Here is a 13,452-nt window from a genome sequence, read left to right on the forward strand (position 1 = left end):
GCCCCCGGGCATCCCCATGCGAGTGCTCATCGTCGAAGACAACCGCGACCTCCAGGCGAACATCGCCCGGTTCCTGGGCGCGGACTTCCAGTTGGACTTCGCCACCACCGGGCCGCAGGGACTCACGCTCGCGCTGGGCCATGAGTACGACGTCATCGTCCTGGACCTGATGCTGCCGGGCCTGGACGGCATCGAGCTGTGTCAGCGCTACCGGGAGCTCGCACCCCGGCTGGTGCCCATCCTGATGCTGACCGCGCGGGACACGCTCGATGACAAGGAGGCGGGCTTTCGCGCGGGCGCGGATGACTACCTCGTGAAGCCGTTCTCCCTGCGGGAGCTGCGCCTGCGCCTGGAAGTCCTGGCGCGGCGCCCCGTTCCTCCGAGCGGACGACGGCTGACGGTGGGGGCACTCACCCTGGAGCCGGATACCGGCTTCACCCGGCTGGGTGAGCGCACCGTGCGCCTCAACAGGACGGAGGCCCTCATCCTGAAGCTGCTCATGGAGGCCGCGCCCAAGCCCGTCTCCACGGAGAAGCTGGCCCACCAGCTCTGGGGAGACGAAGCACCGGAGTCGAGCGCGCTGCGCACCCATGTCTATGCCCTGCGAGGCGCGCTCGCGGAGCTGGGAATGAGTCCCTCCATCACCACGCGGCGCAACGAGGGCTACAGCCTGGATGCGCCCCAAGACTAGGTCGGTCCGAGGCCTCCTCCTGGGCGCCATGGCGCTGTCCGCCGCGCTCGCGCTCGTCCTGATGGGAGCCTTCTTCACCGCCTTCAGCTACGACCTCGAGGACGCCATCTTCGACCGGCTCGTGGCCACCGAGGCGGACCGCCGCCCGGACGCACCGAGCGTCGTCCCATCCGGAATGACGACCTACGTGGGCCACGCCAGCCTGCCGCCGTGGCTCGGGGAGTCGCTGCCGGAGGACGCGCCCCGGAGCGAGCGCGAGGTCTTCACGAAAGAGCATGGACACTTCCATGTCGCGGTGCGCCCGGACGCGACCCGAGGGCTCACGCGCTACGTGGTCTTCGACACCACGGCGCTGACGAGCACCACCCGCCACCTCCAACGGACGGCCGGATTGCTGGTGACCAGCGCCCTCTTGGCCCTGCTGGGCGCCGCGCTGCTCTCCCGCTTCGTCGCGAGGCGGCTCAGCCGTCCCCTGGAGCAGCTCGTGTCACGGGTGCGGGCGGATGCGACTCCGAGCCCGGAAGAAGATGGCGGCATCGCCGAAGTGCACCTGCTCGCGGCGGCCCTGCGTGCCAGGGACCTGCGCATCCAGGAGTTGCTGGAGCGGGAGCGCGCCTTCAATCGTGATGCGAGCCACGAGCTGCGCACCCCGCTGGCCGTGGCCCAGGGCGCGGTGGAGATACTGGAGCTGGATCCGCCGTCGGACAGGGAGACCTTCGAGCGACTGCGCCAGGCGGTGCGCCACATGGGCCTGCTGACCGAGGGAATCCTCTGGCTTGCCCGCGCGGGCCGCTCCGACGAGACGTGCGGACTGGTGGGCATCACCCGCGAGCTGGCCGCGCTGTACGGGGACCGTCGCCAACACGACGGCGTGGAGCTGGTCATCGAGGCCTCGGACGAGGTCCTCGCGCCACTCCCGGGAGCCGTGGCGCGGGTGATGCTGGGCAACCTCATCAAGAACGCGCTCGACTACACGAGCCAGGGACGCATCGTCATCCAGGTGGCCCCCGGAAGCTGGAGCATTCGCGACACGGGCGTGGGCTTCGGACACGTACAACCCGAGCACGAGGGCTTCGGCATCGGCCTGTCGCTCGTGGAGCGGCTGGCGCGTCGGTTCTCCTGGGAGTTGTCCATCCGTCCCCTGGAGCCGCACGGCACGCGAGTCCTACTCTCCTGGCCTTCCGTGGGGCCGCGCGGGAGGTGACGACGGCTTCCGCATGGGCGCATGTTGGCGACAGCGACCGGGGCGGGGGCCCTGCTCCATCCGAGTCGCGACCAGGCCGGAGTAGGTGTCCGCGTGTTCCTTCAAGTAGGCCACCAGGTCCACCTCCACCACCTCGCCCGCGAAGTGGTCCCCGACAACCCAGCGCCCGTTGCCGCTGTAGAGCCCGGTATGCCAGACCCAGACGGGGCGACCTGAGAGCTCGCCGATGGCGGGCTCGGCCGGATTGGCGTCGAACCCCACCAGCCACAGCACGTCGCCGGGCAGCAGCCGCGTCACGTCGAGCGACGAGGAGGCCACGGGCGACAGGCCCGACACCGAGGCGCCCAGCTCCGCCGAGGGCACCGCCACGGTGGGCAGCACGGAGAACGACTTCCAGCCACAGCGTCCCACGCGCTCGGCGGCGTAGAACAACACGCCCTGGCAATCGAGGCCCGCTCCACCTTCACGCAGTCGCCCGCCCAGCACATAGGGCACGCCCAACACCTCTCGCGCGGCGCGCACGAAGCGCTCACTGGGAGAGGTGACACCAGACGTTCGAGGCGGCTCCGTCTGGGCATGCACCGCGCCGGGCAGCGCGAGCAGGCAGAGGCTCCATCCCAGCCAGGAGCTGGCGGCCCATCGCGAGGCGAAGCCGCACAGCGTCGCCCCGAAGCCCTTGCACGTGTTGAAGACCATGACCGGAGCGTGGCACGCCACGCGGCGGCGCGGCAAAGCGACACATCTCTGGCGTGGCCGCGATGCCAGGAAGACGCGGGCGGATTTGACACCGCTCGCCGTCCACGCGTTCCCTTGGCGCTGACTGGAATAGGAACACGCCCAAGGCCCGCAGCAGATTCCAGAGTCCGAGGAGGGTACCCGCGGAGCCCGTCGGTGGCTCACGCGACCTGGAAGATTCATCCTCGCGAAGTAGGATGCGCGCATGCTCAAGGTCTACGGCTTCTCCCGAGTGAACAAGATGGCCCGCGGCAAGACCCGGGACTTGCGCGTGCTGTGGGCGCTGGAGGAGATGGGGCTGCCGTATGAAATCGTGGGGATGGATCATCCGCGGCACGACCTCGATACGCCCGCGTATCGCGCGCTCAATCCATTCGGACAGATTCCGGTGATTGACGACGACGGCGTGGTCGTCACCGAGTCGGGCGCAATCCTGCTCTACCTCGCCCGCAAGAGCGGCAAGCTGATGCCGCGCGACCTCGCCGGCGAAGCGCAGGTGCTGCGCTGGTGCGTCGCGGCGCTGAACTCGATTGAAGTCCCGCTCCTGAGCGCGTGGTTCGTCGATATCAGCGGCGGCAAGGGCTCCCCGGGAAGCGATGCGCTTCACCAATGGGGGAGCATGCGCCTGAAGCAGCTCGACGGCTGGCTCGCGGGCCGGGAGTTCGTCGCGACCCACGAGTTCACCGTCGCGGACCTCTTGCTGACGCATGTGCTGGGCGCCGGCACCGACGAGAGCATCGTCAAGGACTACCCCAACGTGCTCGCCTTCCAGAGGCGCTGCATCGCTCGCCCGGCCTGGAAGAAGGCGTTCGACGCCTACTGCGACCGCGTCGAAGCGGGCTGAGCGCGGGGACAGCGCCTAGAACACCTTGTCCCAGCCAGTCTTGAGCCAGTTCTTCACCGCGCTGGCCGCGTCACCCCAGTTGTTCCCATGTGGCCCCGCGATGTCGATCATCCCGTTGACGCCTCGGGCCTTCAGGTCCTCGGCGGCCTTCACCGGGTCCTTCGAGTCGCCCCACACCGAGACGGTGCCGGCGGGCAGGAAGGTCTTGATGGCGTCATCCGTCAGCTTGTCGTGACGCACCACGAAGGTGACGGGCCCACCCAGCTCCTTCGCCAGGTCGACCATCTTCTGCGCATCCGCCCCCTTCACCTGTCCCTCGGTGGGCGGGTTGATGGCGAGGATGGCATTGGGGAAGCGCTCGCGAATCTCGGCGCCGTACTTCTGCATGTCCCCGAAGCCGAGGTTGAGCATCAGCTTGTCCTCGGAGATGCCCACCTTCTCCAGCTCGTCGAGGACGGCCGGAATCTGGTCGCCCTCCTTGATGTCGAGCTTGAGGCCGCGCCCGGACTCCTTGCCCATCGTCAGCCACTCGTTGAGCGTGAGGTTGTCTCCATCCTCGTGGCCCTTGTCGTGGCGCATCTCCGGAGTGTCGTTGTTGATCTCCTTCCGGATATCCCCCTCGAACCAGTTCGCGCCGCTGTTCAGCGCGGCCTCGAACTCCTGCTTCGTGTTGGTGCGATGCGCATTGCGCGCCTCGGAGAGCGGCTGGCCCTTGGACCAGGTGTTGTCCACCGGCGTGGAGGACTCGGCGGACTTCGCGCTGACGGTGTTCGCCTGGAAGCTGTCCGTCTGGGAATAGCCCTTGGGCGCGGTCGACGGAGTCGTGGCCTTCGCCTCGGCCACCGGAGGCGGCGGCTGCGGCTTGGGGAGCAGCGGGACGACCCTGGGACCAATCCGACCGCCGTGCTCAAAAGGCATGGTGCGACCTCCGATTCTCAATTGTCGGGGAATGGCGGGGAAAAGGTGCTTGGGCTGGCACGCGGACCACCCCGCACCGCGTCAAGCCCTAACATCCTCCCCGCGCTGTGCCCCACACCCCTTCAGCGCCGGGAGAATCGACCGTGCCCCAATTCCTTCCCACCCGCAGGGCCCTCCTCGCCGGTGTCGCGGCGACCACCGCGGGACTCGCGCTCCGCCCCCAGCCCGTCCAGGCCGCCGCCCCCCAGCGCGCGACGCTCAAGGACCCCATCCGCCTCTTCTTCAACGAGAACCGCTACGGCCCCTGTGAGGGCGCCCAGCGGGCCATCCGTGAGTCGCTGCATCTCAGCAGCCGCTACGCCTCGTCCGACAGCATCTCCGCCCTCACGCGCCTCATCGCCGAGCAGGAGGGCCTGACGCCGGAGCACGTGCTCGTCACCGCCGGCTCCTTCGAGGCCCTGACGCTCGTCACCGCCGAGTACGCGACGGGTGGAGGCGGCGTCGTGTGCGCCAGGCCCAGCTTCCCCGTCGTCGCAGACTATGCCGAGCGCGTCGGAGGCAAGGTGCACCGCGTCCCCCTGGACGCCACGCTGACGCATGACCTGGCGGCGATGGAGGCCCTCGTGGGCGCGGACACGAAGCTCGTCTCCGTGTGCAATCCCAACAACCCCACGGGCACCGTCGTCGACCCGGTGCGCCTGCGCGCCTTCTGCGAAGCGGTGGCACCTCGCGCCACCGTGCTGGTGGACGAGGTGTATCTGAACTACCTGGAGCCGGCGCCGGGCCAGTCCATGGTGGACCAGGTGCGCGCGGGACGGAACGTCATCATCACCCGCTCCTTCTCCAAGATTTATGGCCTGGCGGGCATGCGCGTGGGCTACGCGCTGGCCCAGCCCCACGTCGTCAAGCGACTGGCCGGGCTGCGGATGGCCCTGCCCAACCCCACGGCCATCATGGCCGCGCTGGCCAGCCTCCAGGACCCGCTCTTCCTCGCGCGCATGCGCAAGCTCACCGCTGAGTCCCGCAAAGTCACGACGCGCGTGCTGGACGAGTTGGGGATGAAGTACGTCGGAGGCCACGGGAACTTCCTCTGGATACCGCTGACCGCGAAGCAGCTGGACCTGCCCGTGCGCTTCGCGCCCCATGGCTTCCATCTGACGACGACACCCGACGTCCCCATCTCCGCGGAGGTGTCGGCCCTGCGCCTGACGCTGGGCACGGTGGAGGAGATGCGCGCGTTCGGCCCCCTCCTGAAGAACATGCTGAAGACGTGAGGGCAGCCAGACGAGCCTTTGTGTCCTTCCGCGCTTGTGTCGTCGGGCCGGGGCCGCTCTGGTAGGTTGCCGCGCATGGAACACCGCCCCGCCCCCGCGCCGGCCTTCTGGAAGTTGCAGCTCGGGGGCTGGGGGCTCTACGCCCTCCTGCTCATCATCACCTTCTATCCCGCCATCAACGCGGATGGCGGCGCGCTGCACCTGGTGGTGGCCAAGGCGCACCGCGCGCTGTACGGGCTGGCGCTCACCAGCGTGATGAGGCTGCTCTACCGGCCCCTCTTCCCGAGCACCTTCCGGCGGCAGACGCTCTGGGCCATGGTCACCAGCGCGGCATTCGGAGCCCTCTGGGCGGTGTTGGGTGAGCTGTGGGCGGTCTGGCTCTATCCCACGTACGACTGGCAGCGGCACCAGATGTCGCTTCCCCGGCTCTCGCTGGAGTACGGCGTCACGCTGCTGGGCTGGAGCGGGCTCTACTTCGGAATCAAGCACGCCCGCGCGTGGCAGGAGGAGCGCGAGCGGGCCCTGCGCGCGGACACCCTCGCGCAGGAGGCGCGGCTCGCGTCCCTGCGGCACCAGATGCATCCGCACTTCCTGTTCAACGCGCTCACCTCCGTGCGCGCCCTCATCGGAGAGGACCCCGCCCGGGCGCGGCGCATGGTGACGGAGATGGCGGACTTCCTGCGCTTCTCGCTCCAGAAGGGGGACGCCCCACAGGTCCCGCTGGAGGAGGAGCTGGCCATGGTGCGCAGCTACCTGAGCATCGAGTCGGTGCGCTTCGAGGAGAAGCTGGACGCGAGCCTCTCCGTGGAGCCGGGCACCGAGCAGCTCACCGTGCCCGCCTTCCTCATCCAGCCGCTGGTGGATAACGCGGTGAAGCACGGCCTGGCCGCGGGCGTCCTACCGGTGCGCGTGCGCGTGCGGGTGACGCGGGTGAAGGACGTGCTGCGCATCCAGGTGGACAACACCGGCACGTGGGCGCCCGCGACCCGCGAGCTGGGGCCCCAGGGCACGGGCACCGGCCTGCGCAACGTGCGCGAGCGGCTGTCCCACCTCTACGGAGAGCGCGCGAAGCTGGAGACGTCGGAGACGGACGGCTGGGTCCACATCGTCGTCGAGCTCCCCGCCATGGAATGGACCCCGATACTCGCCGAGGAATCGCATGACGCCCCTGCGCGCCTTGCTCGTGGATGACGAGCGGCTCGCCCGAGTCGAGCTGCGCGAGCTGCTGTCGTCGTCTCCCCACGTGAAGGTGGTGGGCGAGGCGGACAGCGTGACGTCCGCGCTGGCGCGAATCGAGGAGCTGCGGCCGGAGCTGCTGTTCCTGGACGTGCAGATGCCCGGAGAGGGCGGCTTCGAGCTGCTCGCCCGCCTGCCCGAGCGGCCGTTCCAGGTGATTTTCGTCACGGCCCACGACACGCACGCGCTGCGGGCGTTCGAGGTCAACGCGCTCGACTACCTGCTCAAGCCCGTGCATCCGGACCGGCTGGCCAGGGCCGTGGAGAGACTGGTGGCCCGGGAGCAGGGCAAGCCCGCGCCCACGCAGGGGCCCACCCGCCCGAAGCTCACCGAGGCGGACGTGCTGTTCCTGGAGAACGGCGCGAAGTCGCGCTTCGTGCGGGTGGAGCAGCTCGTCTGTCTATGCGGCGCGGGCGACTACGTGGAGCTCGTCACGGCGGACGGCCAGCGCACGCTATCGCCGCGCCCCCTCAAGGAGTGGGAGCTGAGGCTGCCGGAGCGGACCTTCGCGCGCATCCACCGCTCCGCGCTGGTCAACCTCACCTTCGTCGAGCGCGTGGACCGGGGCTTGAGCGGAGGAGGTGAAGTCTACCTGCGCGGGCTGGAGGCCCCGCTGCCACTCAGCCGGAGCCACGCGTCGGCGCTGCGCGAGCGGTTCGGCTAGCGCGGGCGAAGAGGCGGCTACCTGCCCTGCCGCTCCTGCTCGCGACTGCGCTCCACGAAGTCCAGCACCTCCCGCGACACCGAGCCCTCCGGCAGCGTGAAGTGGCGCGAGACGACGTCCACGGTGGCGATGTACTCCGGCAGGTTGTAGCCGTAGAAGACCACCCGCCCGAGCCGCGACTGCTCGCGAGTCTTCAGGTGCTCGCTCAGGGTGGAGCACGCCAGCTCCACCGACTCGCGCAGCGAGAGCCCTCCGGTGCCAGCGCCCAGCGCCACCATGGCCACGGAGAGGTCTTCCTCCTCCACCTGCTCCAGCGCCGCCCACAGCCGCGCGCACGCGTCGCGGATGCGCTGCGTGTCCGGGAACGAGCCCCCGTGGATGCCCTCGCGGTAGTCCATCACCGCGACGTGGGCCACCCACTTCGCGGTGGGGTGCGCGCCCGCCTCCGTCACCAGCACCTCGCCCGGCGCCATGGGCCCGCCGAAGCGCGCGTTCAAGGCCGCGAGGATGTGCTCCTGGAAGCCCGCGCCACACGCCCGGCGGATGGCGCCGGAGACCCCCGAGCCGAGCTGTCCATTCGTGTTGGACGCATTGACGAGCACCCGCTCCCGCCCGTTCACCAGACTGCCCTGCGCGACTTCGACAGACGTCAACCGCGGGCCCACGTCAGGGCCCTTCAACACCACGTTCGACAAGCGCATGCACGACCTTCCCAGGTCCACTCAAGACAAGCGGGACCCGCCAGTGCTCCGGCCGGTCCCGCGAAGACGATGTTCTGTGATGGATGCCGGTGGAGCGGACCCCGGGCCCGCTCTACACCCGGCTCACTCCACGGCGCGCTTCACCTCGGGGTCGATGACGCGGTTGCCCTTCCACCAGTCATGCTCCCCGTAGCGCTGCTGAGCCCGGTCCACGCCGCCGTAGTTCCCGGTGACGATGTCCGCGATGTTGGCCAGGGACTCGGAACCCTCGTTGTAGTACTTGGAGTGGTCGCCCATGTTGCTGTTGTTCCCGCGGTCCTTCGCCTCCGCGGTGAACCGGTTGGCGCCGAACTTGTTCTCGGACGGGTCCTGTCCCAGCGGGTCCCCAGGCAGGTTGCTGCCGTTGAGCCAGGACACCAGGTCGCGGCTGGCCGAGCCGGACCACACGTGGCCGTTGGCGAGCGGGCCGTCGTAGTCCTTCACCGACCTGGCGCTGCCGGCGCCAGGGCTGCCGATGAGCACCAGGTCATCCGCCTGGAGGCCGTTCTTGTCGGCGGCGATGGAGGCGGTGGTGCTGCCGTAGCTGTGGCCAATGACAGTCAGGTGCGGCTGGTTTCCCTCGCGGCTGGCGCGGATGCCGGCCACGTCGGCGGCCAGCAGCTTCGCGCCATTCTCCGCGGCGTTGTCGGACGCCACGTTATGGAAGCCCGGCGCGTCGTAGCCCATCCAGGCCACCGTCGCGACCTCACCATTCGCCGCGCCCGACGCCTCGTGCAGCCGGAGCGACTCGCTGGTGATGCTGTCCATGGAGCCGCGCACGTCCGAGTTCAGGCCCGGCACGCTCACGGACACGTGCTTCGCGGTGTCCAGGTTGCCGGCGACAATGGCCGCGCGGCCCTGGCTGTTCACGAAGGTGGAGTCGTAGATGAGCAGCTGCGCGGAGCCCGCCTCCTTCGCCGTCCGGTCCAGCTGCGCCTGCACGGCCCGCGCGTTCTCCAGCTGGCGCTGCTGCTCCTTCGACGGCGACTTCTCCGCGCTGAGCTGCGCGATTTCGTTCTTGAGCTGCGTGCGGTTCGCCGTGTCGCGCACGGAGGCCGGCAGGCCGTCCATGGAGCCGACCTTCTTGGGGTCCGAGCTGACCGCCTGCATCTGCTCCGTGGGCGAGAGCTGCTTCCACCACGTCGCGCGCGCCTTCGGGTCCGCGGGCGCGCTGTCCAGCGGCCCCTTCGCGGCGGGCGGGGCCTTCTCCCCCGTGAGCTTCTCCGCGCCCGTCTTGCGAGGCCCCTCGTACGCGGAGGTGGAGGCCAGCTCCACCGGCTTCGCCTTCGGCTTGGACGCGGTCGCCGTCTGCTGTGGCTGCTGCTGGGCCGCGACGCGCGCTGCCTCCGCGCGACGACGGGCGGACTCGGCGGCGCTGCTGTTCACAGAGGAGATACCGGCCATGACAGCGCCTCGTGTTGAAGGGGGATGCCTACATCTTCGCGAATCAGCCGAAAATGTTTCCTGACGCGTGGGAAAAACCGGGGGACACGATGTGACGCGGGAAGTCACTCCCTCCGTCGGCGACCCACGGCGCCCTGCGTCACCTCGGCGCTCCGCGAGCAGAGCCAGACGTGCGGTCCGCCCACCCACGGCCCCCGCGTGAAAGAGAGAAGGCCCGGGAGCCGCTTGGGAGCGACCACCGGGCCTTCGTCAGCAACGGGAGACGGGACGGCTACTTCGTGGGGTTGTCCACGCCGGTGCTGGTCCACTGGTAGCGCTGAACCCAGTCACCACCGACGCCCAGGCCCGTCTCACGCTGGCGGTCCTGCACGAGCGCCGGAGGCAGGCCCTTCTCCTGGAAGCTGGCCGGCACGCGGGTGCCGGACTCCATGTGGGAGTTGTTCACGACCTCGTACGAGAGGTTCGGCTTGCCGGTCTTCTCGTCGATGCCAGTGCACTTCACCTCGGTGCGGTACGAGCCGATGAACCACTCCAGCGAGGTGTACTTCTCCTTGCTCTTCTCGTCGGTGCCCGGGCCCGTGAAGCGGTACAGGGCCTTGTCGTTCTGCTCCTTGGTGGCGTCCTTGGGAGGGAAGACATCGCCCGGCTTCGGATTCGGGTACATCTTGAAGAACTCTTCGGTCACCTGCTGCTGGTGGGGCCGGCCCGCCAGGTCGTCGGTGTACGCGTTGTCGCGCACGGTGACGCGCTCGGTGCCATTCTTGTCCTTGTCCCAGGTGCCCAGGTCCTTGGGCTTCTCCTCCAGCAGCCACGTCCCCCACAGCTTGGGCCAGTCTCCCTGGAGCTTCTGTCCCGTCACCGGGTCCGTCGTCCGGGTGATGCCCTCCAGGTCCACCCGGCCCAGCGTCTTCAGGCTCTGGGTGACGGAGGAGTCCTTGCCCAGGAGCAGCTCGGACGTCTTGGCCAGGCCATCCATGCCGCCCTCGGCCGCCTTCACGAGCTGGTCGGCCGCGCCGTCCGGCAGCACCTTCTGCACGCCGTGGTAGGCCGTGCGCAGGCCCGTCTGGAACACGTCGCGCGCCAGGTCCTTCGGGTCGGTGATGGCCTTCTTGAAGGCGTCCGTGACGGGGTTGTGCTTCACGTCCTCGAACACGTCCTTGCTGGTGTCGACGACGGCCTTCTTGACGTCCTTGCTCGTGTCGACGACGGCCTTCTTCACGTCGGCCGCCTTGTCGACGACCGTGTCCTTCACGTCGTTGACGGTGCTCGTCACCGTCTTCCGAACGTCGTTGAAGCTGGGGATCCTGAAACCCATGGGTGGGACCTCGGGGGGTGTGGGCGGCCGGACTGCGGCTGACTCAGGAGTTATCGGGCCCGGAACCCCGGTTGTTTCTTGTAGGCTGAGAGCCACGAGCCCACCTCCAGACTTCCCATGATTCTAGGGGTTTGCGGGGTGTGGGTTGGATCATGACAGGCCGCGTCGGCGCCGCGATTTCGAGGTCATTTCCATGCAGCCGCACTCCGACTGGCGCCCGCACGCGCTCGATGGCGCCCTCCTCTGGTTCCACCGGAAGACGGGCACGAACGTCCGGGTCGATGCGCCTCCCACACGCCACCTGCGCCGAAGGGCGCCCCGGCTGGTCCTCTTCGGCATCACCAACGCGTGCAACCTCGCGTGCACCTTCTGCTCGAGAGAGCAGCAGGCGCGGAGCGAGTGGACGGTGGACTCGGCGTTCGACGTGCTGGCGGGGCTGGCCCGCGCGGGCACGCTGGAGGTCTCCTTCGGCGGCGGCGAGCCCCTGGCGTTTCGCGGGTTCGATGAGCTGGTGCGGCGGCTGTCGGACGAGACGCCGCTCGCCCTCCACTTCACCACCAACGGGACGCTGCTCTCCGACGAGCGACTCGCCAGGCTCGCGCCCCACCTGGGCGAGGTCCGCGTGTCGCTCTACGACGACAACGACTGGGAGGCCTGCGTCGAGCGGCTCGCCCGCGCGGGACAGACGTTCGGGGTGAACATCCTCGCCACGCCGGAGCGCCTGCCCTCGCTGCCGGAACAGCTCCGCACGCTCCATGCGCTGGGCTGTCGCGATGCCGCGCTCCTGCGCTACGTCGGCAACGACGCGAAGCTCCGACTCAGTGGCGAGGAGGAAGCGCGGCTCACGGAGGTGCTCGCGGAGAGCCCGCTGCGCACGCGGCTGTCGGTCTGCTTCGGGGACACGCTGACGGAGGTCCCCCGGCTCTTCGGCGGTGACTGTGGCGCGGGGCTCGACTTCGTCACCCTGACGTCGGACCGGCGGCTGAAGGCCTGCTCATTCCAGGGCGGTGGACTGCCCATCACCTCGGCCGAGGACGTGCTCGCGGGCTGGAACGGGCGGCGTGACGTGCTGTCCGCGCCGTCGCCGCTGGCGGGCTGTGCACGCGCGGGGACGCCCCAGGCGGAGGCGCTGTCCGACGGTGTTCGCGTGTGGCGCGGGTTCTCCGGGAACAACAGCGGCGACTGCGTGCTCGTGGGCCGCTTCGAGACCACCGACGAGGCCACCGCGTACCTCGACGCGCTCCTGCCGGACTGGAAGTCAGGTCACGCCTACCCCGAGCGATGGAAGGAATTGCTCGCGGCGGAGGGCATCCCCGTGGGCGAGCAGGAGGTCGCGCCGGAGGTGATGACGTCTCTGGGTCGCGTGGTGATGCTGTACACGGACATGACGCTGGGAGATGACTTCCCCGCGCTGCGGACCCTCCTGTGGAAGCGCAAGGGGCGCATGGTCCACTCGGAGATTCACGGCCATGGGCGGCTCGCGCTGGCGACCGTGTTCGGCGTGAAGGACGCCGCTGCTCTCGGGGCACTGGAGCGTGTGCTGGAGAAGGAGCAGCTCGGCGCCTTCTTCCGCCATGCGAACCAGCTCCACGGGCTCGTCGACTTCTGGGGCATCCCTGACCAGGAGGAGTCCCTGGGGACGGAGGTGGCGAAGCTGAAGGCACTCGCCCTGGCGAACGGCGCGGCCGTCGCGGCGGAGCTGGTGGATGTCCCCAAGGACGTTCGCCTCGAGCAACGCCTCGCCTCGCGCGCCCCTCAAACGGGACGGCTGCGCCTGTGGGTCCTGTTCAAGTCCGCGGAGGCGGCGGCCCGGTATGCGAAGGACCTGGGCGGCGACGTCACGGTGGCGGGCCCGCACGTGCTGCTGGAGGAGGACCACTTCGGACCCCGCCTCGGCTACCTGGCCCAGCGCCAGGGTGGCACCGCGCTCATGCTCACCAGCAAGCGCGTCATCGTGAGGGGCCACTTCTCACAGCCGAAACGCGGACCGCCCGACGTCATCCCTCACCTTCGCCCGTACCTGACGGTGGACGACCGCGTGGAGTCGACGCCCGGGAACGACAGCCTCTCGGTCCGGGTCAACACCCTGGAGCCCGGACGGGTGCTGAAGGCCTTCGTCGAGCTGGAAGCCCTGCTGGGCCCGCGCGCCTGGATTCGGGTGGGCTCCGACAACCCGCTCGCGGAGGCCCTGCACCGCCTTCGCGAGGACGTGGACCAGGAGCTCCGTCGACGGTAGCGACAGGCGCTTCGCCCGGAGGTTCTCGCGTCCATGCGGACGAGCAAGCAAGCGATTCGCGGTCATCGAGGGCAACCAACGGTGCTGCCCCTCGCTGACACCCGCGCACCAGGCAGGGGCAGGGTCGACGGGGACCGCCAGGATTTGCGCGACCTCGAGCCCCGTTCCACTCCGTTGGGAGCCCATTCTTC

General features: G+C 69.4%; 12 protein-coding genes. 7 read left to right on the top strand and 5 right to left on the bottom strand.

Annotation, left to right across the window (positions count from 1 at the left end; translation table 11 throughout):
- Positions 1 to 16: 16 nt before the first annotated feature.
- Both LZ199_RS35580 and LZ199_RS35585 read left to right on the top strand, forming a co-directional pair.
- The gene (locus LZ199_RS35580) at positions 17 to 691 is read left to right on the top strand and encodes a response regulator transcription factor (RefSeq protein WP_253998229.1); all 675 of its coding nucleotides are present in this window, start codon (positions 17 to 19) and stop codon (positions 689 to 691) included.
- The gene (locus LZ199_RS35585; RefSeq protein ID WP_253998230.1) at positions 675 to 1,895 is read left to right on the top strand and encodes a sensor histidine kinase; all 1,221 of its coding nucleotides are present in this window, start codon (positions 675 to 677) and stop codon (positions 1,893 to 1,895) included. Before LZ199_RS35580 ends, LZ199_RS35585 begins: the two co-directional genes overlap by 17 nt.
- Here the strand turns inward: LZ199_RS35585 and LZ199_RS35590 are convergent.
- Positions 1,857 to 2,591 (bottom strand): NlpC/P60 family protein, encoded by a 735-nt coding sequence (locus LZ199_RS35590; protein WP_253998231.1) that lies wholly within the window; start codon positions 2,589 to 2,591, stop codon positions 1,857 to 1,859. The genes LZ199_RS35585 and LZ199_RS35590 overlap by 39 nt on opposite strands.
- Before the next feature lie 244 nt (positions 2,592 to 2,835).
- On the opposite strand from LZ199_RS35590, the gene LZ199_RS35595 reads away from it, so the two are divergent.
- Positions 2,836 to 3,474 (top strand): glutathione S-transferase family protein, encoded by a 639-nt coding sequence (locus tag LZ199_RS35595; protein WP_253998232.1) that lies wholly within the window; start codon positions 2,836 to 2,838, stop codon positions 3,472 to 3,474.
- 15 nt (positions 3,475 to 3,489) lie between these two features.
- Here the strand turns inward: LZ199_RS35595 and LZ199_RS35600 are convergent, their stop codons facing one another.
- On the bottom strand, positions 3,490 to 4,392 hold the full coding sequence (locus LZ199_RS35600) for an FAM151A/B family protein (RefSeq protein WP_253998233.1): 903 nt from the start codon (positions 4,390 to 4,392) through the stop codon (positions 3,490 to 3,492).
- Positions 4,393 to 4,535: 143 nt separating this feature from the next.
- Here LZ199_RS35600 and LZ199_RS35605 point away from each other — a divergent pair, with 143 nt between their 5' ends.
- The 3 genes from LZ199_RS35605 (at position 4,536) to LZ199_RS35615 (ending at position 7,566) form a co-directional block, all read left to right on the top strand.
- Entirely contained in the window at positions 4,536 to 5,666 is a 1,131-nt protein-coding gene (locus LZ199_RS35605; protein WP_253998234.1) for a pyridoxal phosphate-dependent aminotransferase, read from the top strand.
- Positions 5,667 to 5,741: 75 nt separating this feature from the next.
- Positions 5,742 to 6,857, top strand: coding sequence for a sensor histidine kinase (locus LZ199_RS35610; protein WP_253998235.1), 1,116 nt, complete (start codon positions 5,742 to 5,744; stop codon positions 6,855 to 6,857).
- Positions 6,826 to 7,566 carry a LytR/AlgR family response regulator transcription factor gene (locus LZ199_RS35615; RefSeq protein WP_253998236.1) on the top strand — a complete coding sequence of 247 codons (741 nt, stop codon included), beginning with the start codon at positions 6,826 to 6,828 and terminating at the stop codon, positions 7,564 to 7,566. The genes LZ199_RS35610 and LZ199_RS35615 overlap by 32 nt, the downstream gene beginning before the upstream one ends.
- 17 nt (positions 7,567 to 7,583) lie before the next feature.
- On the opposite strand, the gene LZ199_RS35620 is transcribed toward LZ199_RS35615, so the two are convergent.
- From LZ199_RS35620 to LZ199_RS35630, 3 genes are all read right to left on the bottom strand, one after another.
- Positions 7,584 to 8,267 carry a macro domain-containing protein gene (locus LZ199_RS35620; RefSeq protein WP_253998237.1) on the bottom strand — a complete coding sequence of 228 codons (684 nt, stop codon included), beginning with the start codon at positions 8,265 to 8,267 and terminating at the stop codon, positions 7,584 to 7,586.
- A 123-nt stretch (positions 8,268 to 8,390) separates the two neighbouring features.
- Positions 8,391 to 9,710, bottom strand: coding sequence for an alpha/beta hydrolase (locus LZ199_RS35625; RefSeq protein WP_253998238.1), 1,320 nt, complete (start codon positions 9,708 to 9,710; stop codon positions 8,391 to 8,393).
- A gap of 271 nt (positions 9,711 to 9,981) precedes the next feature.
- On the bottom strand, positions 9,982 to 11,025 hold the full coding sequence (locus LZ199_RS35630; RefSeq protein ID WP_253998239.1) for a hypothetical protein: 1,044 nt from the start codon (positions 11,023 to 11,025) through the stop codon (positions 9,982 to 9,984).
- Positions 11,026 to 11,218: 193 nt separating this feature from the next.
- On the opposite strand from LZ199_RS35630, the gene LZ199_RS35635 reads away from it, so the two are divergent.
- A complete protein-coding gene (locus LZ199_RS35635) occupies positions 11,219 to 13,261 on the top strand; it encodes a radical SAM protein (RefSeq protein WP_253998240.1) in 2,043 nt (680 codons plus the stop codon).
- The last annotated feature ends 191 nt before the right edge of the window (positions 13,262 to 13,452 follow it).

Origin of the sequence: Myxococcus qinghaiensis (assembly GCF_024198215.1) — a bacterium.
GTDB lineage: Bacteria > Myxococcota > Myxococcia > Myxococcales > Myxococcaceae > Myxococcus > Myxococcus qinghaiensis.

Bases quoted from the DNA above. Each gene is read 5' to 3' on its own strand.
- LZ199_RS35580 (WP_253998229.1), top strand. From the start codon at position 17: ATGCGAGTGCTCATCGTCGAAGACAACCGCGACCTCCAGGCGAACATC.
- LZ199_RS35585 (WP_253998230.1), top strand. From the start codon at position 675: ATGCGCCCCAAGACTAGGTCGGTCCGAGGCCTCCTCCTGGGCGCCATG.
- LZ199_RS35590 (WP_253998231.1), bottom strand. From the start codon at position 2,591: ATGGTCTTCAACACGTGCAAGGGCTTCGGGGCGACGCTGTGCGGCTTC.
- LZ199_RS35595 (WP_253998232.1), top strand. From the start codon at position 2,836: ATGCTCAAGGTCTACGGCTTCTCCCGAGTGAACAAGATGGCCCGCGGC.
- LZ199_RS35600 (WP_253998233.1), bottom strand. From the start codon at position 4,392: ATGCCTTTTGAGCACGGCGGTCGGATTGGTCCCAGGGTCGTCCCGCTG.
- LZ199_RS35610 (WP_253998235.1), top strand. From the start codon at position 5,742: ATGGAACACCGCCCCGCCCCCGCGCCGGCCTTCTGGAAGTTGCAGCTC.
- LZ199_RS35615 (WP_253998236.1), top strand. From the start codon at position 6,826: ATGACGCCCCTGCGCGCCTTGCTCGTGGATGACGAGCGGCTCGCCCGA.
- LZ199_RS35620 (WP_253998237.1), bottom strand. From the start codon at position 8,267: ATGCGCTTGTCGAACGTGGTGTTGAAGGGCCCTGACGTGGGCCCGCGG.
- LZ199_RS35625 (WP_253998238.1), bottom strand. From the start codon at position 9,710: ATGGCCGGTATCTCCTCTGTGAACAGCAGCGCCGCCGAGTCCGCCCGT.
- LZ199_RS35630 (WP_253998239.1), bottom strand. From the start codon at position 11,025: ATGGGTTTCAGGATCCCCAGCTTCAACGACGTTCGGAAGACGGTGACG.
- LZ199_RS35635 (WP_253998240.1), top strand. From the start codon at position 11,219: ATGCAGCCGCACTCCGACTGGCGCCCGCACGCGCTCGATGGCGCCCTC.